The 22,673-nt window shown below is 62.3% G+C and carries 22 protein-coding genes; 16 read left to right on the forward strand and 6 right to left on the reverse strand.

Features of this window, described 5'->3' with window-relative positions:
* Nucleotides 1-527 precede the first annotated feature (527 nt).
* Nucleotides 528-1,004: a hypothetical protein gene (locus HP556_RS18325; protein WP_089267692.1), complete on the reverse strand. Its 477-nt coding sequence runs from the start codon at nt 1,002-1,004 to the stop codon at nt 528-530.
* A 200-nt stretch (nt 1,005-1,204) separates the two neighbouring features.
* Between HP556_RS18325 and HP556_RS18330 the strand changes: the two genes are divergently transcribed.
* From HP556_RS18330 to HP556_RS18345, 4 genes are all read left to right on the forward strand, one after another.
* Nucleotides 1,205-1,507: a hypothetical protein gene (locus HP556_RS18330; RefSeq protein ID WP_175368044.1), complete on the forward strand. Its 303-nt coding sequence runs from the start codon at nt 1,205-1,207 to the stop codon at nt 1,505-1,507.
* A gap of 148 nt (nt 1,508-1,655) precedes the next feature.
* Complete coding sequence (argJ, locus tag HP556_RS18335) at nt 1,656-2,903, forward strand: bifunctional glutamate N-acetyltransferase/amino-acid acetyltransferase ArgJ (RefSeq protein WP_175368045.1); 1,248 nt, start codon at nt 1,656-1,658, stop codon at nt 2,901-2,903.
* Between the two features lie 43 nt (nt 2,904-2,946).
* A complete protein-coding gene (locus HP556_RS18340) occupies nt 2,947-3,459 on the forward strand; it encodes a hypothetical protein (RefSeq protein ID WP_175368046.1) in 513 nt (170 codons plus the stop codon).
* A gap of 26 nt (nt 3,460-3,485) precedes the next feature.
* Nucleotides 3,486-3,884: a (deoxy)nucleoside triphosphate pyrophosphohydrolase gene (locus tag HP556_RS18345; RefSeq protein ID WP_120287336.1), complete on the forward strand. Its 399-nt coding sequence runs from the start codon at nt 3,486-3,488 to the stop codon at nt 3,882-3,884.
* Here the strand turns inward: HP556_RS18345 and HP556_RS18350 are convergent.
* A complete protein-coding gene (locus tag HP556_RS18350) occupies nt 3,881-4,729 on the reverse strand; it encodes a methyltransferase domain-containing protein (RefSeq protein ID WP_175368047.1) in 849 nt (282 codons plus the stop codon). The genes HP556_RS18345 and HP556_RS18350 overlap by 4 nt on opposite strands.
* 77 nt (nt 4,730-4,806) lie before the next feature.
* Between HP556_RS18350 and HP556_RS18355 the strand changes: the two genes are divergently transcribed.
* From HP556_RS18355 to HP556_RS18400, 10 genes are all read left to right on the forward strand, one after another.
* On the forward strand, nt 4,807-5,616 hold the full coding sequence (locus HP556_RS18355; RefSeq protein WP_175368048.1) for a ComF family protein: 810 nt from the start codon (nt 4,807-4,809) through the stop codon (nt 5,614-5,616).
* 30 nt (nt 5,617-5,646) lie between these two features.
* On the forward strand, nt 5,647-5,922 hold the full coding sequence (gene grxC, locus HP556_RS18360; RefSeq protein ID WP_068729362.1) for a glutaredoxin 3: 276 nt from the start codon (nt 5,647-5,649) through the stop codon (nt 5,920-5,922).
* Nucleotides 5,919-6,818, forward strand: coding sequence for a carbon-nitrogen hydrolase family protein (locus HP556_RS18365; RefSeq protein WP_175368049.1), 900 nt, complete (start codon nt 5,919-5,921; stop codon nt 6,816-6,818). Before grxC ends, HP556_RS18365 begins: the two co-directional genes overlap by 4 nt.
* A complete protein-coding gene (locus HP556_RS18370; protein ID WP_089267700.1) occupies nt 6,815-7,273 on the forward strand; it encodes a DUF1178 family protein in 459 nt (152 codons plus the stop codon). The genes HP556_RS18365 and HP556_RS18370 overlap by 4 nt, the downstream gene beginning before the upstream one ends.
* Nucleotides 7,274-7,625: 352 nt before the next feature.
* Nucleotides 7,626-9,569, forward strand: coding sequence for a PrkA family serine protein kinase (locus tag HP556_RS18375; protein WP_089267701.1), 1,944 nt, complete (start codon nt 7,626-7,628; stop codon nt 9,567-9,569).
* A gap of 25 nt (nt 9,570-9,594) precedes the next feature.
* The gene (locus tag HP556_RS18380) at nt 9,595-10,866 is read left to right on the forward strand and encodes a YeaH/YhbH family protein (protein WP_175368143.1); all 1,272 of its coding nucleotides are present in this window, start codon (nt 9,595-9,597) and stop codon (nt 10,864-10,866) included.
* Entirely contained in the window at nt 10,863-12,398 is a 1,536-nt protein-coding gene (locus HP556_RS18385) for a SpoVR family protein (protein ID WP_175368050.1), read from the forward strand. The genes HP556_RS18380 and HP556_RS18385 overlap by 4 nt, the downstream gene beginning before the upstream one ends.
* A 97-nt stretch (nt 12,399-12,495) precedes the next feature.
* Nucleotides 12,496-12,771, forward strand: coding sequence for a metal/formaldehyde-sensitive transcriptional repressor (locus HP556_RS18390; protein WP_175368051.1), 276 nt, complete (start codon nt 12,496-12,498; stop codon nt 12,769-12,771).
* Between the two features lie 11 nt (nt 12,772-12,782).
* Entirely contained in the window at nt 12,783-13,694 is a 912-nt protein-coding gene (dmeF, locus tag HP556_RS18395; RefSeq protein ID WP_175368052.1) for a CDF family Co(II)/Ni(II) efflux transporter DmeF, read from the forward strand.
* A 144-nt stretch (nt 13,695-13,838) separates the two neighbouring features.
* Nucleotides 13,839-15,431: a class I adenylate-forming enzyme family protein gene (locus HP556_RS18400; protein WP_175368053.1), complete on the forward strand. Its 1,593-nt coding sequence runs from the start codon at nt 13,839-13,841 to the stop codon at nt 15,429-15,431.
* Here HP556_RS18400 and HP556_RS18405 read toward each other — a convergent pair whose 3' ends face one another.
* The 3 genes from HP556_RS18405 to HP556_RS18415 form a co-directional block, all read right to left on the reverse strand.
* Nucleotides 15,432-17,021 carry a gamma-glutamyltransferase family protein gene (locus tag HP556_RS18405; protein WP_175368054.1) on the reverse strand — a complete coding sequence of 530 codons (1,590 nt, stop codon included), beginning with the start codon at nt 17,019-17,021 and terminating at the stop codon, nt 15,432-15,434.
* A gap of 68 nt (nt 17,022-17,089) precedes the next feature.
* A complete protein-coding gene (locus tag HP556_RS18410; protein WP_175368055.1) occupies nt 17,090-18,301 on the reverse strand; it encodes an amidohydrolase in 1,212 nt (403 codons plus the stop codon).
* A gap of 93 nt (nt 18,302-18,394) precedes the next feature.
* Nucleotides 18,395-18,880, reverse strand: coding sequence for a MarR family winged helix-turn-helix transcriptional regulator (locus HP556_RS18415; protein WP_175368056.1), 486 nt, complete (start codon nt 18,878-18,880; stop codon nt 18,395-18,397).
* 149 nt (nt 18,881-19,029) lie between these two features.
* Here HP556_RS18415 and HP556_RS18420 point away from each other — a divergent pair, with 149 nt between their 5' ends.
* Nucleotides 19,030-19,452, forward strand: coding sequence for an Ohr family peroxiredoxin (locus tag HP556_RS18420; RefSeq protein ID WP_175368057.1), 423 nt, complete (start codon nt 19,030-19,032; stop codon nt 19,450-19,452).
* A gap of 95 nt (nt 19,453-19,547) precedes the next feature.
* Nucleotides 19,548-21,290 (forward strand): redoxin domain-containing protein, encoded by a 1,743-nt coding sequence (locus HP556_RS18425; RefSeq protein WP_175368058.1) that lies wholly within the window; start codon nt 19,548-19,550, stop codon nt 21,288-21,290.
* A 9-nt stretch (nt 21,291-21,299) separates the two neighbouring features.
* On the opposite strand, the gene HP556_RS18430 is transcribed toward HP556_RS18425, so the two are convergent.
* Nucleotides 21,300-22,673: a VWA domain-containing protein gene (locus HP556_RS18430; protein WP_175368059.1), complete on the reverse strand. Its 1,374-nt coding sequence runs from the start codon at nt 22,671-22,673 to the stop codon at nt 21,300-21,302.

A 22,673-nucleotide genomic window follows, 5' to 3' on the forward strand; every position in this document is an offset into this window, starting at 1 on the left:
CCTTCCCATCGCCTTGGGACTTTAATTCGCGATCGGAGCGTTCGTCGAGGCAAAGTGCAAGCAACCGAAAAAACACCGCAGGCGGAACGTCGGGCACTGGCTCGGCGCCTCCGAAAGTCCTGATGCACTCTCAATTGCGGAAGACCGCATTCGCATCAGGCCCAAGGGTGCAACGGGCACCCGGCGTTCCGCACGCCCTCTCACAAGGGGGCGGGAATGCAAAGGACGACGGCGCCCCCGCGCCGCAAACAATGGGGGCGATGACGCATGTCTGAAGGGGAGTGGCTGTTTGACAGTTGAATCAGCGATGACGCACAGGCGCCGGAGGAATCCCTCCCTCAAGCATTGCGCAGCAATGCGCAGTGGGGAGGGTCGGCCGAGCGAAGCGGAGGCCGGGGTGGGGTCTCTCCGCGAACTCAACGCGTGCGGCACCACCCCCACCCGACCGGCCAAGCGGCCGGCCACCCATGGCGGACGAACCGTCCGCCAGACCCCACGCAAGCGCGGGGGAGGGATAAGAAAGCCAGCTACTCGAACTTCATATCGATGCAGCGCGACACGTCCGAGCCGAGTCCTGACGGAATCGTGACGCAGCCACGAATTTTCTGCTGGGTGTTGTCGCTGACCCACATGGCAAAACCACCATTGCCGAAGAACGAATTGGTGTTCGGCGGCTCGGTCTCCGTGGCATCGAAGGAATAGCTGGAGTCGGTGTCGAACACGCGCGGCTTCTTCACGCAAGCGCCATCGCTCTGGACGTTGATGACTTCCTTGGCATCACGCGTCATCGATAGCGACACCGAGCAACGGAAATATTCCGAGGTCTTCGCATTGAACAGATAGGCATAAGAGCGGCAGGTCGCCGTACTCAGCTTGCCTGCGGCAAGCCCACGCCCGCAGGAGATGCGCTGGTTGTTGCTGAGCTTGAAATCATCCGCCGCAGCAAGACCGGGCGCCAATACCACCGCGCCAACAACCAAAAGACTTTTCACGATCGCTCGCATTGTCGAATCATCCCCATCGCCGCATTCATCGTGGACCGGCTTAGCCCGAAAGCGAAAGATAGTCGCCAGACCGCGCTTGCGAAATAACAAACTCTGTCGCGACTGCATGTCGTATTGACGGGCTGTCACCGTTCGTGATTTGTTCAAGACAACCGCGCAGCCGCGATGTACTTTCAAAAACACGTTTCGGAGAATTTGGGATGACCGCTCGAGCCTTTACGATGCTGTGCGCCGCCGCACTGATGACATCGGCCCTTGCCGACCCTGCTCTGGCTCAGGCGCCGACGCCCTGGGTGCTCTCGCCCGACATGGGCTATGGCTACGACGCGTCAGGCAAGACCTTCGCGTACAAGATGGGCACCAACAATGCCAAATTCCTGCTGAAGGGCGCCAAGAAAGTGCCGAAGAACACGCTCTTCTTTATCGGCGAGAACGGCCAGCTCTATATGCGCAGCGGCCCGTTCCTCGAAGACGACGGCAAGTTCAAATTCGGCCCCGGCTAGTCCTGGTTTTCGGACAGGATCATGCGCGACCGGACGGGTGCGCATGACGGAGCCATGACATTGCTCCCTTCTCCATGAAGCCCTCTCCCACCACGGTGGCAGAGGTGATACAGAGCGCTTCATCTTTTTACGAAAGCTGAAAGCACTCATGGCCAAGCCGTCCCCCGTCTCCCCCCTCGCCCCGACCGACGTTCCCGAGATGCCCGCCATTGCAGGCGTGCGCCTCGCCACCGCCGCCGCCGGCATCCGCTACAAGGGCCGCACCGACGTGCTGCTCGCGGTGATGGACAAGGGCACGACGGCAGCCGGCGTGTTCACCAAGTCGAAGTGCCCGTCGGCTCCCGTGGAGTGGTGCCGCGCGGTGCTGAAAAACGGCAAAGCGCAGGCGCTGGTGGTCAATTCCGGCAATGCCAATGCCTTCACCGGCAAGACCGGCAAGGCCTCGACCAAACTCACCGGCGACATCGCATCCAAGGCCGTCGGCTGCAAGCCGAACGAGATCTTCCTGGCCTCGACCGGCGTGATCGGCGAGCCGCTCGACGCCACAAAGTTCAACGGTGTGCTCGCCACACTCGCTGAAAGCGCCGGACCGGACGGCTGGATGGATGCAGCCAAGGCGATCATGACCACCGACACCTTCCCGAAGGTCGCGACGGCCACGGTGAAACTCGGCAAGGCCAAGGTCACCATCAACGGCATGGCCAAGGGCGCGGGCATGATCGCACCGGACATGGCGACGATGCTGTCCTTCATCTTCACGGATGCACCGATCAGCGCGCCCGCATTGCAGGCACTCCTGAAGGCCGGCGTGGAAGATTCGTTCAATGCCGTGACCATCGACGGCGACACCTCGACCTCGGACACGCTGCTGATGTTCGCCACCGGCGCAGCAGCCGCACAGGGCGCGCCGAAGATCACCAAGGCCAGCGACATCAGGCTGAAGCCTTTCGTGAAGGCCCTGAACGTCATTCTCAATGACCTCGCCGAACAGGTCGCACGCGATGGCGAAGGCGCGCGCAAGCTGGTGGAAGTCGTCGTCGAAGGCGCGACGACCAAGGCCTCGGCGCGCAAGATCGCCATGTCGATCGCCAATTCGCCGCTGGTGAAAACGGCGATTGCCGGCGAAGACGCCAATTGGGGCCGCGTGGTGATGGCTGTCGGCAAGGCCGGCGAGCCCGCCAACCGCGACAAGCTCTCGATTGCGTTCAATGGCATCCGTGTCGCCAAACTGGGCGCACGCGACCCGTCCTATGACGAGACCGAAGTGTCCAACGCGATGAAGAACCCCAAAGTGCAGATCAAGGTCACCCTCGGCCTCGGCAAGGGCCGCGACCGCGTGCTGACCTGCGACCTCACCAAGGAATATGTCGCCATCAACGGCGACTATCGGTCTTAGCTTGCTACTGCGCCTGCGGACGACGTCGATGAAGATATGTGCGATGGCCGGCACGACAGGGGGTCTGATCCTTGCCTGTGCCGTCGCAATGCCAATCGGCACCGCCGAAGCGCAGGATCAGTCATCGAGCAGGACACGCACGCTCACCCGCAGCGTCAAGGCCGGTCAGGAGGTCGGCCTTGGCTTCGCGGTGCGATGGAACGCGAAATGTGAGCCGGTGCTGCCCAAGCTCACTATCGCCAAACCTCCGTCGCATGGCAGTCTGTGCGGACGGACGATCATGGTCACCCCACAAAAGAATGTGACCGGGGACGACCAGACCTGTGTCGGGAAACGCATGCGCGCACTGCAACTGGTTTACATGCCCAGCAGCGACTATTCGGGAGCGGACACGGTCGACTACATCATCGAACTGCCGCGCGTGCAGCTCACGACCCATGTCGACATTCAGGTAATCCCGAACGATGCTGCAACCAAAACTCTCATACCGAACAATGAGAGCGCGCCCGGAAAAGCTGGCGATGCGATCGTTCCCTGTGCCCCACACATGTCCTAGACAACCAACAACCGCGTAATAACCCTATGAAACTCGTCCTCGTCGTCGCCTGCGCATTGATTGATCCCGACGGCCGCGTGCTGATCGCACAGCGGCCGGAAGGCAAGGCGCTGGCCGGCCTGTGGGAATTTCCCGGCGGCAAGCTGGAGCCCGGCGAACGGCCGGAAGCGGCGCTGATCCGCGAGCTCGACGAGGAGCTCGGGATCACGGTGAAGGAAGCCTGCCTCGCGCCACTGACCTTCGCCAGCCACGCCTATGAGGACTTCCACCTGTTGATGCCGCTCTATATCTGCCGGCGCTGGGAAGGCCTCGCTATCTCCAGGGAAGGCCAGAATCTTGCCTGGGTGCGGCCGAACAAGCTGCGCGACTATCCGATGCCGGCTGCGGATATCCCGCTGATCCCGCATCTGATCGATCTGCTTTAGCGCTTCAGCCCCCTCACAGCATCCGCGAGGCTCGCTTTTGCCGAGCCCGGCTTCAGCGGCTTCTGCTGGCTCTCATGCGGCGCCCAGCCGGACAACCAGATGACGTCGAAGGTCGCGCGGATGCGGCCGTCGGGGTCGGCGAAACGCTCGCTGTAGATCTGCGCCATGCGCAGCAGCGTCGCGCGGCGCAGCGGTGCGCGACGGCGCTCGACCAGCACATTGGTCGCGCCCATCCTGCGCAGATCCTGCATCAGACCGAAGGCACTGTCGTAGCGCACCACGACGCGATCCACATCGGTCACCGGCAGCGCAAATCCCGCGCGCTGCAGCAAGGCGCCGACATCGCGCAGATCGGCCATTGGTGCGACGCGCGGCGAGATGCCGCCTTCGCGTTCGGCTTCCGCCGCGGCGAAGGACTGCCGCAGCTCGGTCAGCGTGTCGCCGCCGAGCATTGCGGCCAGCAGCAGACCGTCAGGCTTCAGCGCGCGGCGGATCTGCGCCATGACGCCTGGCAGATCGTTAACGAAGTGCAGCCCGAGCGCGGAAATGACGAGATCGAGCGACGCCGGCGCGAGATTGAGACCATTGCTTTCGACATCGGGCACGTCGGCATGTGTGAGATGGCCGACACGCCCGGCCACGACGTCATGCAGACGGTTACCCGGCGTCGCGACGTCAGCCGCATTGTCGAACTGGCGCAGCACCGCCTGCAATCGCTCATCCATGTCGGCGATGACACGGTCCAGCAGGAAATTCTCGGCGCCCAGCCGCGACGCACGAGCCTGCCGTGCCCGCAGCAGAGCGCGGTCGAACAGAATAGGTGCGGCATTCGGGGTCTGAGCCATGCGGCTTGGTACGCCGAAGACCGGGGATCTGGCAATCGCGCTTGAGATCAACTCAGGAGAGCTCTAGCCTTCAACCTATGGACGCAGAGGCGACAGTGTCACGGTCCCTCCCCGCGCAATTGCGCGGCGCGCTGAAGCTTTGCCGGTCTGCATGGACGCAAACCGCCCGCCTTGCGCTCGACATCGCGCTGCCGACGCTCTGCGTCGCCTGCCGGGAACCCGTCGCCGGCGAAGGCGTCTGCGCAGCCTGCTGGGGCCAGCTCTCCTTCATCGCGCCGCCCTTCTGCAGCCGGCTCGGCATCCCCTTCGTCTACGATCCCGGCCCGGGCATCCTGTCGATGCAGGCGATTGCTGATCCGCCGGCCTATCAGCGCGCCCGCGCAGCTGTGCGCTACGATGATGTCGCCCGCGCGCTGGTGCATCAGTTGAAATATCATGACCGGACAGACCTCGCGCCAACCATGGGTCGCTGGATGGCGCGAGCGGGGAAGGAATTGCTCGCGGATGCCGATATTCTGGTGCCGGTGCCGCTGCATTGGCGGCGCGGCTTCAGCCGGCGCTTCAACCAGTCCGGCGCGCTGGCCCGGGCAATCGGCCGGCAGAGCGGCGTTGCGATATCCCGCGACGCCTTGCGGCGAATACGCCCGACCGAACACCAGATCGGCCTGTCGCGCAGCGAGCGCGCCAGCAATGTCCAGGGCGCCTTCAAGGTCCCACCTGAACGCCGGGCTGAAATCCAGGGCCGCCGCGTCATTTTGGTCGACGACGTGCTGACCTCGGGTGCCACGACGGACGCATGCGCACGGGCGCTGCTGCGCGCCAAAGCCGCCCAGGTCGATGTGCTGGTCTTTGCGCGGGTTGTGGAGGCCCACAAGGTCCCCATATAATCAGGCACTTCCCTGCAACTGGAGCGCCCGATGGCCGCCGCGATTGAAATCTACACCCGCCCCGGCTGCGGCTATTGCAGCGCCGCGATCTCGCTGCTCCAGCGCAAGAAAGCTGCATTCACCCATTTCGACACCGCGACCGATCCGAAGCTGCGCCAGGAAATGTTCGACCGTACCTATCCCGGCGCCACCTTCCCGCAGATCTTCATCGATGGCACCCTGATCGGCGGCTGTGACGATCTCTATGCATTGGACCGCGAAGGCAAATTTGACGCCATGATCGCAGGCGAGAAGGCCACCTCATGAGCCAGACATCCCCAACGTCCGAGCCCCAGACCTTCACCGCCGCCATGGTGCAGATGCGCACCGGCCTGCTGCCGGAGCCGAGCCTCGAACAGGGCCGTCATCTGATCCGCGAAGCCGTGCTCGCCGGCGCTGACTATGTGCTCACGCCGGAAGTGAGCAACATGATGCAGCTCAATCGCACGGCGCTGTTCGAACATCTGCGCCCGGAGGAAGACGACCTCTCGCTGAAGGCCTATCGCGCGCTCGCCGCGGAGCTGAAGATCTACCTGCATATCGGATCGCTGGCCGTGCTGGCCAACCCCGAACGCGCCGCCAATCGCTCGTTCCTGATCGGACCGGACGGCAATGTCCTGGCGAGCTATGACAAGATCCATATGTTCGACATCGATCTGCCGAACGGCGAGAGCTATCGCGAATCCGCGAATTATCAGCCGGGCGAGACCGCCGTCATCTCGGATCTCCCCTGGGGCCGCATCGGTCTGACCATCTGCTACGACGTCCGCTTCCCGGCGCTTTATCGCGCATTGGCCGAAAGCGGTGCGTCTTTCCTCACCGTGCCCTCGGCGTTCACCCAGAAGACCGGCGAAGCTCATTGGCACACGCTGCTGCGCGCCCGCGCCATCGAGACTGGCTGCTTCGTCTTTGCGGCAGCCCAGGGCGGCGTGCATGAGAACAAGCGTGCGACATATGGACACTCGCTGATTATCGACCCGTGGGGCGTGGTTCTGGCCGAAGCGACGGGCGTCGAGCCGGGCTTCATTCTGGCCAAGATCGATCCTGCGAAGGTGACGGAAGCGCGCAAGACCGTACCGTCCCTGCAGCACGGCCGCCGTTTCAGCGTCAGCGATCCCAAATCGGGCCCAGACTATCTGCACCTTGTCCGGCAAGCGACATGATCCGTTACGACCTACGCTGCGAGAAGGGCCATGCTTTCGAAAGCTGGTTCCAGAGTTCCGGCGCCTATGACTCCCAAGTGAAGCGCAAGCTGGTGAATTGCCCGAATTGCGGATCGGTGAAGGTCGAAAAGGCCATTATGGCCCCGCGTATCGTGGGCAAGAGCAAGAATCGCCCGGCACCCGCCCCTGACGCCGGTTCCGAGACCACAGCCCCGCTGATGATGGCGCCGCAGGAAGCCGAACTGCGCGCCAAGCTGAAAGAACTGCGCGATCACGTTACCAAAAACGCGGACAATGTCGGTGAAAGCTTCCCGACCGAAGCTCGCAAGATGCATTATGGCGACATCGAACATCGTCCGATCTACGGCGAAGCGACGCCGGATGAAGCACGGTCGCTGATCGATGAAGGTATCGAGGTGACTCCGCTGCCTGTCCTGCCCAGCGATCGGAACTGAGCGCAACCTCCGCTCACCAGCATTCTTGTGCGCGTTTCGACTCATCCAAACTGCGCCGTCGGTACATGATTCCGAAAGCTTCCCACATACGGCAACTTTGTGGCGTTCGAGTCACAGGCGTGCACAATCGCTTTGTTAGCCCTTGAGACATGGCAAAACTCGCCTAACTTATAAGCAAGTGCCTGAATATGAGTCGCGCGATGCACTCAGATCGCATTGCGCGATTTCGGACCTGGATGTGTCCTGAAGGCTATAGTGCTGATGTTGAGTCGCGATCGGAAAGACGCGTTCCGTTACCACCTTAGGAGCATCGCGACCAACAGGACGGCCGACCAGCAAGGAGAGAGGGATCATGTACAACGATTCTCTGTTCAATGCGTTCGCTAGAAGTTACGAAGCCCGAAGTGAGACGGACATGTCGATGTCCGAGTATCTGGAATCCTGCAGAGGGGACCCGATGCGATATGCGAACGCGGCGGAACGCCTACTGGCGGCGATCGGCGAGCCTCAAATGATAGACACGGCCAAGGATCCACGCCTTGGCCGTATTTTTTTGAATCGTACCATCCGTAGCTATCCAGCCTTTGCCGGCTTTCACGGCATGGAAGATACGATCGAACGCATCGTCGCCTTCTTCCGCCATGCGGCGCAGGGCCTCGAAGAGCGCAAGCAGATTCTCTATCTGCTCGGCCCGGTCGGTGGCGGCAAATCATCGCTTGCCGAGCGCCTCAAGGCCTTGATGGAAGTCCATCCCATTTATGTATTGAAAGCCGGCGACGAACTCTCTCCGGTTTATGAAAGCCCGCTCAGCCTGTTCGATCCCGACACGCTCGGCCCGATGATCGAAGAGAAATACGGCATTCCGCGCCGGCGGCTTACGGGTCTCATGAGTCCGTGGTGTTACAAGCGGCTCGAAGCTTTCGGCGGCGACATCTCGCAATTCCGCGTCGCCCGCATCCAGCCGTCGCGATTGCGCCAGATCGCCATCGCCAAGACCGAACCCGGTGACGAGAACAACCAGGACATCTCCTCGCTGGTCGGCAAGGTGGATATCCGCAAGCTCGAAATCTTCGCCCAGAACGATCCCGACGCCTACAGCTATTCCGGTGGCCTCAACCGCGCCAATCAGGGCGTGCTTGAATTCGTCGAAATGTTCAAGGCGCCGATCAAGATGCTGCATCCGCTTCTGACGGCGACGCAGGAAGGCAACTATATCGGCACCGAAAATATCGGCGCAATTCCGTTCACTGGCGTGATTCTCGCCCACTCCAACGAGTCCGAGTGGCAGAGTTTCAAGGCCAACAAGAATAATGAAGCCTTCATCGATCGTATCTGCGTCATCAAGGTGCCGTACTGCCTGCGCGTCACCGAAGAACAGAAGATCTATGAGAAGCTCATTCAGGGTTCCGAACTCGCCACCGCACCTTGCGCACCGGCGACGTTGGAAACTCTGGCGCGCTTCTCCGTGATGTCGCGGCTGCGCAAGCACGAGAACTCGACGACCTTCGCCAAGATGCGGGTCTATGACGGCGAAAGCCTGAAAGAGTCGGATCCGAAGGCCCGCAGCGTTCAGGAATACAAGGACGCCGCCGGTGTTGATGAAGGCATGGACGGTGCCTCGACGCGCTTCGCGTTCAAAGTTCTGGCCGCGACCTACAATCACGACACGTCGGAGATTGGGGCGGATCCCGTGCACCTGATGTATACGCTGGAGCAGGCGATCCGCAGGGAGCAGATGCCTGATGAAGTTGAAAAACGTTATCTCGAATTCATCAAGGCCGAGCTGGTGCCGCGTTATGCGGAGTTCATCGGTCACGAAATCCAGAAAGCCTATCTGGAATCCTATTCGGACTACGGCCAGAACCTGTTCGATCGCTACGTCGACTATGCCGATGCCTGGATCGAGGATCAGGACTTCAAGGATCCTGACACCGGACAATTGCTCGATCGCGAATTGCTCAATCAGGAACTGAGCAAGATCGAAAAACCGGCCGGAATCGCCAACCCCAAGGACTTCCGCAACGAAGTCGTGAAGTTCTCGCTTCGCTCGCGAGCACAGAACGGTGGAAAGAATCCGACCTGGACGAGTTATGAGAAGATCAGGGAAGTCATCGAAAAGCGCATCTTCTCTCAAGTTGAAGATCTGCTTCCGGTGATCTCCTTCGGATCTAAGAAGGACGGCGAGACCGAGAAAAAGCATGACGACTTCGTCGCGCGGATGATCGTTCGCGGTTACACCGAGCGCCAGGTTCGCCGTCTCGTCGAATGGTATATGCGCGTGAAACAGGCCGGCTGACGCAAGGAGCCAACATAACGTGGCCATGCATATCGTCGATAGACGCCTGAACCCGAGCAGCAAGAGTCTTGAGAACCGCCAGCGGTTCTTGCGACGCGCGAAAGCTCTGGTTCAGGGAGCCGTCAAGAAAGCCTCCCAGGACCGCGACATCAAAGACGTCCTGGAAGGCGGCGAGGTGTCCATCCCGCTCGACGGGATGAACGAGCCCCGCTTCTATCGCGAAGGCGGCATTCGCGACCGGGTGTTGCCCGGCAACGTAAAATTTGTGGAAGGTGATTACCTTCAACGGCCGCAATCGAAGAGCGGCAGATCGAACGATGCCGGCGAAGGCGACGGCGAGGATGCATTCCGGTTTGTGCTCAGCCGGGAGGAGTTCGTCGACATTTTCCTCGACGACCTGGAACTGCCGGATCTTTCCAAGCGCAAGCTGGCCGAAGTCGAAAACGAAGGCCTGCGCCGCGCTGGATATACGACGTCCGGTTCGCCTGCCAATATCTCGGTCAGCCGCACCGTACGCTTGGCCATGGCACGACGGGTTGCACTGCAGCGACCGCGACCCGAGGCCATTGCACAGCTGGAAGCTGAACTGGAGCATTGCAGTGACGAGCGCCGCCCCGAATTGCTGGCAGAGATCACGCGGCTGAAATCCAAGATGCGGCGGATTCCGTTCATCGATCCCATCGACATCCGCTATCGCCGCTTCGAGAACGTGCCGAAGCCGGTGGCGCAGGCGGTGATGTTCTGCCTGATGGACGTCTCCGGCTCGATGTCCGAGCACATGAAGGATCTCGCCAAGCGGTTCTACATGCTGCTCTACGTCTTCCTGACGCGTCGCTATCGCAAGGTCGAGATCGTCTTCATCCGTCACACCGACCGTGCCGAGGAAGTCGACGAGCAAACCTTCTTCCACGGCCCCGCGTCGGGCGGCACGCTGGTTTCCAGCGCACTGCAGACCATGCATGAGATCGTGCAGTCACGCTATCGCCCCGCCGACTGGAATATCTATGCCGCACAGGCCTCGGACGGCGACAACTCTTATGCCGACGGCGATCTCTCCGGCCGCCTGCTCAAGGACATGATCCTGCCGGTGACGCAGTTCTTCGCCTATCTGGAAGTGGGCGAATCCGGCAGCCATCCGTTCGAAATGTCGGAATCCTCACTGTGGACGCTGTATCAGCGGCTGCGCGCGGAAGGTGCACCGCTGTCGATGCGCAAGGTCAACGACCGCAGCGAGATCTTTCCGGTGTTCCACGACCTGTTTCAACGTCGCCAGGCCAAGGAGAGGGTGGCTCCATGACAGACCGTCTCTACGAAGGCGCGGACTGGGACTTCACCACATTGCAGCGCATCCACGATGCCTGCGAGGAGATTGCCGAAAAGGAGCTCGGACTCAACGTCTACCCGAACCAGATCGAGGTCATCACCGCCGAGCAGATGCTGGACGCTTACTCGTCCGTAGGCATGCCGCTGTATTACAAGCACTGGTCGTTCGGCAAACAATTCGCCCATCAGGAAGCGTCCTATCGCAAGGGCCTGATGGGTTTGGCCTATGAGATCGTTATTAACTCGTCGCCATGCATTTCCTACCTGATGGAGGAAAACACGGCGACGATGCAGACGCTGGTAATTGCCCACGCCGCTTTCGGCCATAATCACTTCTTCAAGAACAATTATTTGTTCAAGCAGTGGACCGACGCCGACGGCATTCTCGACTATCTCGATTTTGCCAAGGGCTATGTGGCGCAGTGCGAGGAAAAGCATGGCCGCGCAGCGGTGGAGCAGACACTCGACGCCGCGCACGCGCTGATGTCGCACGGCGTCGATCGCTATCCCGGTAAAAAATCGCTGGATTTGCGGGCCGAGGAAAAACGCGCCAAAGAGCGCCGCAATCACGAAGAAACTTCGTTCAACGATCTATGGCGCACGGTGCCGACGGGGCGGACAAAGAGTGCCTCACTGCTCAGCGCGGAGCGTCGCCGTGCACTGCTCGGCCTGCCGCAGGAGAACCTGCTATATTTTCTGGAGAAATCCGCACCGCGCCTGAAGACCTGGCAGCGCGAACTCATCCGCATCGTTCGGCACATCTCGCAATACTTCTACCCGCAAGGTCAGACCAAGGTGATGAACGAAGGCACGGCCACTTACGTGCACTATCGCATCATGAGCCGACTGCATCAGACCGGACAGATCTCGGACGGCAACTTCCTGGAATTCCTGCAGTCGCACACCAATGTCGTGTTCCAGCCGAATTACGACGACCGGCGCTTCTCGGGCTTCAACCCCTATGCGCTCGGCTTCGCAATGATGCAGGACATCGAAAAAATCGTCACCGATCCGACCGACGAAGACCGCGCGTGGTTTCCCGATATCGCCGGCAAAGGCGATGCAATGGCGGTGCTGCGCGATATCTGGGCCAACTACCGCGACGAGAGCTTCGTCAGCCAGTTCCTGAGCCCACGACTGATGCGCCACATGCGGATGTTCCACCTGCATGACGACCCGGCCGTGTCGGAAGGCATCCGCGTCGACGCCATCCATGACGAGCGTGGCTATCGCCGCGTCCGACGTGTGCTGGCGCGTCAGTACGACGTCGGCCTGATCGATGCGAATATCGAAGTGGTGGACGTCGACCTCGCCGGCGATCGCCGGTTGATGCTGAAGCATTCGGTGCTCAATGGCGCCCTGCTTAATGAGCCCGATGCGAAGCGGGTGCTGCAGCATCTCGCCGATCTCTGGAGCTACGACGTCTCGCTTGCCGAGGTCGATGCCTCCGGCCTGGTGCTCAAGGAACATGTCGCCCATCCTCGCGTGATGGCTGCGGCCGCCTGATCGATCCCTCTCCGTTTCCTCCCGCAAACTCCCCTGCCCGGCTTGTCGCCGGGCGGGGACTTTCGCTCGGACGAAGTATAGGGTAGGGGACTATCCTATGTCGCATCTCGCCGCTAACAAGACCAAGCTGCTCGCCCGGGTCCGTCGGCTCGCCGGCCAAATGGCCGCCATCGAGAAGGCCATCACCAAAGACGCCGGCTGCGCCACGATTCTGCATCAGGTCGCAGGCGTGCGCGGCGCCGTGAGCGGGCTGATGGATGAACTGATCGAGGACCATGTCCGCGAGCATGTCGCCCATCCCGGTCTCAGCACCGACGACCGTGCGGCCGGCGCCGAAGAACTCATCGCCGCCATCCGGCGCTACGCGAAATAAGGACGGGCAGCATGCGCACCCACTCCGACATCGACCACCTGTCCCACGAGCACATGTTTCTGGGCGACAATCATGACGAGAACACCCGCCGCACGCTGTGGGTGGTCGTCCTTACGGCGCTGATGATGGTCGGCGAGATCATTGCCGGCACAGTCTTCAACTCGATGGCGCTGCTGGCTGACGGCTTCCACATGGCGACACATGCCGTGGCGCTCGCCATTGCTGCGGGCGCCTATGCCTACGCACGCCGCAACGCGCATAACCGCCGCTTCACTTTCGGCACGGGCAAGGTCGGCGATCTCGCTGGCTTTGCCTCCGCATTGGTGCTGGCGATCATCGCCATCGGCATCGCCGTCGAATCCGTGCAGCGGCTATTCAATCCGTCCACAGTCGCCTTCGGCGAAGCCACGGTGATCGCCGTCATCGGCTTGATCGTGAATATCGCCAGTGCGTTTCTGCTGAGCGGCGGGCATCATCACGACGGTCATGACCACGACCATCACCACGACGCACATCATCGCGACAACAACATGCGCTCCGCCTTCATGCATGTGCTGGCCGATGCGCTGACCTCGGTGCTCGCCATCGCCGCGCTGCTAGCCGGCCGCTATCTGAACTGGGTTTGGCTCGATCCTGTGATGGGCATCGTCGGCGGCATTCTCATTGCCGCCTGGGCGTGGAATCTGCTGCGCGACACGGCGGCCGTGTTGCTCGACACGTCAGATCCGCATCTGGAACAGGAAATCCGCGATGAGGTCGAGCGCCCCGGCGACGCCCGCATCTTCGACCTCCACGTCTGGCGCGTCGGCCCCGGTGCGCACGCTGCGATCGTCGGCTTTGCCGGCGGAGCGAGCACAGAGACGGTGCGGCAGCGCCTCACAGCCGTACATGAATTGCAGCACGTGACTGTGGAAGCGCGCTAGCCCCGGACGCGCATCTCCCACGTTACGAGCCATGCGGCGAAGCGGGTTGGCATTCTCCGCATGGCTGATTAACCTGACGTCATCATCGCCAGCCAAATGGCGGGACGTGCCGATTGCGGCGCGCAAAAAACGTCTGGGACGGACATGCAAGGACAGATCCCGCCGGGAACCTCAACGCCGGCCACCCGCCATGAAGTTCTCTACAGCGACCGCGTCGTCACCTGTTTCTCCGATCGTCCGCCGACCCTCGACGCCATGCTGCGCGCTGCTGTCGCGCGGAAGCCGGAGGGCGTCGCGCTGGTGCTCGGCGAGGAACGAGTCGCCTATGCGGAGCTCGACCGCGTCGCGGAGAATGTCGCCCGCAATCTGATCGCCTGCGGCTTCAAGAGGGGCGAGCGCATCGCGATGCTGCTCGGCAACTGCCTGGAATTCATCTTCTGCGCGCTCGGCGCCGTCCGCGCCGGCATGATTATCGTCCCGCTCAATACGCGGCAACGCGCACCCGAGATCGACTATGTGTTGCAGCAGTGTGGGGCTTCAGCGCTCGTCTATGACGCCGACTGCGAGGCCAACCTGCCCGCACCACATGCGGGCTTGCGTAATCAGTGGGTGGTCGGCAGCGGCCGTGCGCCATCGTTTGCGGAGCTGACGAAAGATGCGCCTGCCGCTGCGCTTCCCGAACTCCATCAGGAAGACACCGCTTTTCTGCTCTATACGTCAGGCACCACTGGCAACCCGAAAGGCGCGATGCTCACCCACGCGAGCATCATCCATTCGCTGCTCAACTTCCAGCACGGCTATGGCCTGCACGACGGTGACGTCACCATGCTGGCGGTGCCAGCATCACATGTCACCGGGCTTGTGGCATTGATCCTTGCGACCATCAATGTCGCCGGAACGACGGTCATCCTGCCGACTTTCAAGGCACCGGAGTTTCTCGCTGTCGCGGCACGCGAGCGCATGACCTACACACTAATGGTGCCCGCGATGTACAATCTCTGCCTGCTGCAGCCGGACTTCGAGACCCACGACCTCACGGCTTGGCGCATCGCCGGCTTCGGCGGGGCGCCGATGCCGGAAGCGACCATCACGCGCCTCGCGCAGGTGCTGCCTAAGCTTAATCTCTGCAATGCCTATGGCTCGACCGAAACCACCTCACCCGCGACGATGTTTCCGCCCGGCTCGCCCGTCAGCAAGATCAATTCGGTCGGACGCCCGGTAACCGGCGCGCATATCGTGGTTGCTGATGATGACGGCCGCGAGGTGCCGGTCGGTCAGGACGGCGAATTGCTGATTGCCGGCGCGATGATCGTGCCGGGCTATTGGGACAACCCGGATGCGACGCGCACCGGCTTCGTCGGTGGCTATTGGCGCTCCGGCGATATCGGCCGCATGGATGCGGACGGCTATGTCTATGTGGTCGACCGCAAGAAGGACATGATCAATCGCGCCGGCTTCAAGATCTACTGCACCGAGGTCGAAAACGTGATGTCACATCATCCCGCCATCGTCGAAAGCGCAGTGGTGGGCAAGCCCGATCCGGTGCTCGGCGAACGCGTACACGCCTTCGTCTATAGCCCCGATGGCGGCAACGAGGCCGACATCCGCAAATACTGTGCGGAGCGGCTGTCCGATTACAAGGTGCCGGACACCATCACCTTCCTGAAGGAGCCGCTGCCGCGCAACGCTAACGGCAAGATCCTCAAGACCGAACTACGCAAAATGATGGCGAACTGATCACCAAGCGGCGACAGCACCATCCGAGCGCGGGTCCGTCGCGCCTTCGAGCACACCATTGGCGTGCAGCACGATGGCGCCGGCATGGCCCATGGTACCGGTATAGCTACCGAGCACCTCGACCACGTGACCGGCATCCCGAAGCTGCAGGATCAACGCGGGATCGAAGCGATCCTCGACCTTCAGCGTGATGCTCTCGTCGCCCCAGGTCTTGCCGAGCAGCCAGCGCGGCGCCGTCACCGCCTGCTGCAGCGGCATGCCGAACATGCCGTAGCGCGAGAACACCGCCGACTGCGTCTGCGGCTGACCTTCGCCGCCCATATTGCCATAAACCATACGACGGCCGTCATCGAAGATCGCCATCGCCGGATTGAGCGTGTGGAATGGCTTGCGGTTCGGCTTCAGCGCATTCCAGCCGCTCTCCTGCAGACGGAACGAGGCGCCGCGATTTTGCCAGCAGATGCCGGTTTCCGGCAGCACGACGCCGGAGCCGAACTCGAAATAGACCGACTGGATGAAGGACACCGATCGGCCCTGTCCGTCGATGACGCCGAGCCAGATGGTGTCGCCGGGCTTGCGGATATGCGGCCAAGGCAGCGCGATCTTGCGATCGATGTGGCGCGCCAACTCGTCCAGCTTGGCGTCGTCGAGGAAAGCCGCAGGATCCACCGTCATGTGATCGGGATCGCCGACATGCTCGTCGCGGACGATGAAGGCCTGCTTGGTGGCCTCGATCAAGCCGTGAATGTGATCGAAACCTTCGGCCTGGGTGACACCAAGGCGATCGAACATCGCGAGGATCATCAGCGACGACAGACCCTGCGTCGGCGGCGCCATGTTGAACAGCTGCGCGCCGCGCACGGTGGTCGATAGCGGCGGGCGCTCGGTGGCTTGATGGTTCTGCAGATCGGCCGCGGTGACGGGCGATGCGACCCTGGCGAGGTCAGCGGCGATCGTATCGGCAAGCTTGCCGTTGTAGAAGCTCTCGAAGCCCTCGGCGGCCAGACGCTTCAGCGTCGCACCGAGCGCCGGCAGTTTCATGATATCGCCTTCGGCCGGCGCCTGCCCGTTCGGCATAAAAGTCCCGGCAAAATTCGGCTGGTCCTTCAGCTCCGCGAATTTCTCAGACGTCAGTTCGGATTGGCTGCGCGTGACGACGATGCCATTTTCGGCATAATAGATCGCACTTTCCAGCAGCCGCTCGCGCGCCATCGGCTTCTGCCAATGCTGCGAGATATCCAGTGCTTTCTGCCAGCCGGACACGGTCCCGGCGACGGTGTTGGCAGCGAGCGGTCCGCGGAACGGAATCGCCGATGCGCCCTTCGCCGCATAGTAAGCGAGATCGACGGCAGCGCCGGCGCGGCCGCAGGCATCCACCGTGACGGGCGCGTTGCCGGGCTCGGCGATCAGCCAGAAGCCGTCGCCGCCGATGCCGGTCATATGCGGATAGACCACTGCCAGCGCCGCGGCTACGGCGATCGCCGCTTCCACGGCGGTCCCGCCGTCCTTGAGCACATCGAGGCCGGCCTGCGACGCCAAATGATGCGGCGAGGTCACCATGCCCCGTCGCGCGCGCGGTGTTTCAAGCATTCGTCGTCTCCAGAACTCGTGGCATGCCAGCTTTGTTTGGCGCAGTCGTAACGCGTCCAGCCGATGATTCAAGCCTTTCGGGCGACGATCTCGCCGTCCCGCGCAACCAGCCGGCCGTTCTTGTAGACCGCGCGGCGCTTTGGCAGATCGACCACGGCCTGCGGCACGTGCGGTGCATCGATGGCGACGAAGTCGGCCTTGGCGCCGACGCGGAGGCCGTGATCTTCCAGCCGCAGCGCTTTCGCACCACCGGCCGTGACGATGTCGAAGGCCAGCATCAGATCTTCGTCGGTGTTGAAGCCGGAGCGATAGCCGATCATCATGGCGCGGCCGAGCATGTCACCGTCGCCATAGGGCCACCAGGAGTCCCGGATGTTATCGCAGCCACCGAACACGGTGACGCCGGCCGCGCGCAGCAGCTTCACCGGTGGAAACGGCCGCGCACCCGGCGCATTGGTCATGATGGCGACGCCGCTCGCTGCCAGCAACTCGGCTGTTCGCTGCACGACATCAGGAGCGACATCGCCGAGCGAATAAGCGTGGCTGACGGCAACGTGGCCCCGCATGCCCAGCGCCTGCGTGCGCGAGCAAATCTGTTCTATCTCGAAAATGCCGAGCATCGAGGGATCGTGCAGATGGACGTCGACATCGACCCCGCGGCGCTCGGCGATGCCGAACACCACGTCGAGATGCTTCTCGACATCGCGATCGAATCCGCCGGGATCGAGACCGCCGATCACGTTCGCGCCGAGATCGAAAGCAGCATCGAGCAGATCCGGCGTGCCCGGGCTGCGCAGGATGCCGCTTTGCGGGAAGGCGACAAGCTGGATATCGATGAGGTCGTGATGCGCCTCGCGCACGGCGAGGATGGTCTCCAGCGATGTCAGGCCGACCGAGCCATCGACCATCACATGGCTGCGCATGCGCGTGCTGCCGTGACCGAGGCAAAGCTCAAGCTGGCTCCGCGCTCGCTCAGCCATCGGCGCGGCATTAGCCATGTTGTCGGCCTGGATGGCGACGCGTTCTTGCACGTTGAAGCCGTTCGAATAGGGCACATGCGGCCGCCAGACGTCGCCGTAGAAACTGGTGTCGAGATGGATGTGACCTTCGACGAAGGACGGGATCACAAGCGTGCCGCCGAGATCGACGGTCTCTGCGGTTGTCGGTGCGGGATTACTACCGGATGTGACCGAGGTGATATGGCCGCCGCTGACGGCAATCGTGTTGAAGCTACCGTCGGCGAATTTCGCCTGCGTAAAAATCGTGTCGATGTCGCTCACGCCAACCTCTCGGACTGATCTGCTGCCGCGAGGTTACAGGAGGACGACACAGCATGCACCCGCACGCCGGCTACTGCATGGCCGATACGCGGGTCAGCTCTCGCGCGCAGCCTTGATCAGGTTATCGCGCAGCGTGGCAACGCCCTGCTGCATTTTCTTGAATTCGTCGGGCTCAAGACCGGATGCCTTCACGAGATTCATGGTCAGCCCCTTCTCGCGCAGCCGCCGGCCTTCGTCGGTCAGGCTGATCACCACCTGCCGCTCATCCCCGGGATCGCGTTGCCGGCGCAGATAGCCCATGACCTCCAGCTTCTTCAGGATCGGCGTTAGCGTGTTCGACTCCAGAAACAGCTTTTCGCCGAGGCTGCCCACGGTCTGCCCGTCCTCCTCCCACAGCGCCACGATGGCGATGTACTGGGTGTAAGTCAGACCGAGCTTTTCGAGGATCGGCTTGTAGGCCCGGCCATAGGCCAGATTCGCCGAGTAGATCGAAAAGCAAAGGAAATCCGACAGTTTCGGCCCGGCTTGCGCGGAATCGGCGGAGGTTTGTTCAATCGATTTGGGCTTGGTGGATGGCATGTTTGCACTCCGTCAGGGACACGAGAACGTGACCTGTCGGATCCATATATATCGGATGCGATTAAATCGGAAGAGTTGACAAGGGCGTCTACGTCGCTATTTATAGCGCACTCGATTACATCGTATACGATATAAAAGGAGAGACGATCGTGACCTCGACCACCATCGAAAAGGTTCTCTACACCGCCCAGACCCACACCACCGGTGGCCGCGATGGCGCCTCGCGCAGCTCTGACGGCCGGCTCGAGGTCAAGCTGTCGCCTCCCGGCTCGGCCGGCGCCGGCACCAATCCCGAGCAAATGTTCGCGGCCGGCTGGTCCGCCTGCTTCATCGGCGCCATGGGGCGCGCCGCCGGCAATCTGAAGGTCAAGATGCCGGCCGACGTTGCCGTCGACACCGAAGTCGACCTTGGCACCACCGGCGGCGACTTCTTCCTGCAGGCTCGCCTCAATGTCAGCCTGCCCGGCCTCGCGCCGGACATCGCGCGCCAGGTGGTCGATGCCGCGCATCAGATCTGCCCTTACTCGAAGGCAACGCGCGGCAACATCAATGTCGCGATCAATCTGATCTGACCCTCACCTTCTTCCGCGGACCGTCAACCGGTCCGCGGATCGCGGCGCTCCCCCGAACGGTCGCCGGCTTCACTCGTGTATTTTTGGAGATCACCGTGACGCTCTTCATCCTCGCTTATGCGGCCGGCCTGCTCACCATCGCATCGCCCTGCATCTTCCCGATCCTGCCGATCATTCTCGCCCGCGCGGACCAGCCGTTTCGCCGCAGCGGATTGCCCTTGCTGATTGGCCTCACACTGACTTTCGCGGTGGCCGCCAGCCTCGCCTCTGTCGCCGGCAACTGGGCGATCGAGGCAAATCGTTATGGCAGAACCATCGCCCTCATCGCGATGACGCTGTTCGGCCTAGCACTGCTGTTGCCGACTCTCGCCACGCGACTGATGGCGCCGCTGGTGCTACTCGGCGTGAAGCTGTCCGGCTGGGCCGGCCAGAATGATGCAAACGCCAACCGCACACCGGTCGGTTCGCTGCTGCTCGGCATCGCGACGGGCCTCGTCTGGGCACCCTGTGCCGGACCGGTGCTGGGCCTGATCCTCACCGGCGCGGCACTGCACGGGCCGGGAATCGACACCGTGCTGCTGTTGCTCGCCTATGGTCTTGGTGCGGCCACATCACTTGCCGCCGGCATGCTGCTGGGCCGACGTTTGCTCGTCAAGGCGCGCGAGCTGATGCCATGGAGCGATGGCGTGCGTCGCGCGCTGGGTGGCGCGGTAGTGCTCGGCGCCATCGCGATCTGGGCCGGGCTGGATACGCGCCTGCTGACGCAACTATCACTGCCGTCAACGACGGCGTTTGAAAGCAAGCTGATCGACACGCTCCAGCCCGCACCATCCGCACAGGCCGGAACGTCCATCGGCAATGCCACACCCCATGCATCACTGTCTGGTCCGCTCGCATCGATCGTGGGCAGCAGGCAATGGCTCAACACGTCGCCGCTGAAGGCTGAAGACCTGCAGGGCAAGGTCGTGCTGGTGAATTTCTGGACCTATTCCTGCATCAACTGCCTACGCGTGCTGCCGCATGTCCGCGCCTGGGCCGACAAGTATCGCGATCAGGGCCTCGTCGTGATCGGCGTACACACACCGGAATTCGCCTTCGAGAAGAACGTCGGCAATGTCAGCACCGCAACAGCGAAGCTTGGTGTGAGCTATCCGGTGGCGATCGACAACGACTTCCGGATCTGGCGCGCCTTCAGCAACAATGCATGGCCCGCCCTCTATTTCGTCGGTGCCGATGGTCGCATCCGTCATCAAGCGATCGGCGAAGGCAACTACGCGACGTCCGAAAAGGTGATCCAGCAACTGCTCGCAGAAGCCGGCCGCAAGCCGACTGTTGAGGCTGCGACGGTCCGTGCGGAAGGCTCGCAAGTCGCCGCGGATGAGGAGCAACTTCGTTCTTCGGAGACCTATCTCGGCTATGCGCAGGCCACCGGCTTCACCTCGCCCGGCGGCGCACGGGAAGACGTGCCGAGTCTCTATCGCGGCATCGACATGCTACCGCTGAACCGCTGGACGCTGGGCGGCACATGGACCATCGGCCGCGAATATGCACAGCTCGACGATGCGTCAGGACGCATCGCCTATCGTTTCCACGCCCGCGACCTGCATCTGGTTCTTGGCCCAACACGGGACGGCAAGCCGGTGCGTTTCCGCGTGATCATCGACGGCGTGCCGCCCGGCGCCAGCCACGGCACCGATACCGATGCCGAGGGATATGGCACCGTGACGGATGCGAAGCTGTATCAATTGGTGCGGCAAGTTGGCGGCATCACCGACCGCACATTCGGAATCGAATTCCTCGATCCCGGCGTACGGGCCTATGCCTTCACCTTCGGTTGATGGCGACGACTATTGATAGGTCGCCACGATATCGGCGACGGCGCGCTCGAGTTGCTGCGCCGTCGCGCATTGGCGCACGACATTACAGAAGGTCGCGTAGCGCGGCATTTCGGAATCGCCGAAGCCCCAGCCCATCCGTCCTTCCGGATTGAGCCAGACCAGCCGCTTCGAACGCTCGCCGATGCGGCGCAAGATGTCGGCGCGCGGATCGAGATTGTTGCTGCGGGCATCGCCGAGCACAATGACCGTGGTCTGCGCCGTGATCGCGCTCATGAAACCCCTCTCGAAATCGACGAAGGAGCGACCATAGTCGGACGAGCCGTAGCCAACCGACGACATGATCTGCTTCATCGCCTCTTCAGGTTTGTTTTTCTCCAGGACTTCACTGACTTCGATCAGGTTGCCGGAAAAAGCGAAGGAGCGCACATCGGACACCACTTCATGCAGGCTGTGGATCAGCAACAGGAAGAAGTCGGAGACCTGCGCAACCGAGCCCGAGACATCGCAAATAGCGACGATCTTCGGTTTGTCACGATGACGGCGCTTCCATGCCGTCATGAACGGCACGCCGCCCCATGCAGCATTGCGACGAATGGTGCGGCGGACATCGAGATGGCCACGGCGCTGGCGTTTGCGCGGCTTGCTGAAGCGCTCGCGCAGCCGCCGCGCGATCTGCCGGATCAGAACACGCATCTGCGCGATCTGGCGCTGCTCCAGCCGCGCCATCGGCGCATTGCGCAGGATCTCATTGCGCAGCGCCTCTTTCTCCTCGCGGCCATAGAGCAGCAGCGCCTGCGCGACCATTTCGCTGACGGTCTCGCGCAGGCTGCGGAGCGCCGTTGCAAGCCGTTCTGCATCTGCTGGATTGCGGGTCGTGAGCGCATCGATGTCGTCGCGCAGTTGCGCGATCCCGAGCTGCTCGAGCACCCGGCTGGCAAACAGCCCCCGCTGGGTGAAGACACGGATGTCGGTCAGGCCGGCGGCATTCGATGCGTTTGAAAGCGCCGCGGCAATGGCGGCGCGGTCCTGCGCCAGCAGCATCTGCGCGAGCGAACCGAGTTCGGTCGAAGCCTGTACCGACGCGGTGCCTGCCGCGGCGTCGGTCCCGCTCTCGCTTGCCCCCTCGCCAGTCTCGTCGTCGTCATTTGCCGCGGACGGCGCGTCGAAATCAGGATGGGTGAAGAACGTATCGAAACAGGCAGCAAGCGCCGCTTTCTCTTCGCCGGACTTCGCCATGGTCAGCAGCAGCGCATCGCGCAGGATCGCGCGATCGGCGGGGCCCACTTCAGCGGCGGCACGCATCGCATCGATACTTTCGGCAGGCGAAATCCTGACACCGGCGCCCCGCGCCGCCCGAAAGAAGCGATGCAGCGTGTCGCGCAT

Origin of the sequence: Tardiphaga robiniae, assembly GCF_013359755.1 — a bacterium.
Classification (GTDB): domain Bacteria; phylum Pseudomonadota; class Alphaproteobacteria; order Rhizobiales; family Xanthobacteraceae; genus Tardiphaga; species Tardiphaga robiniae.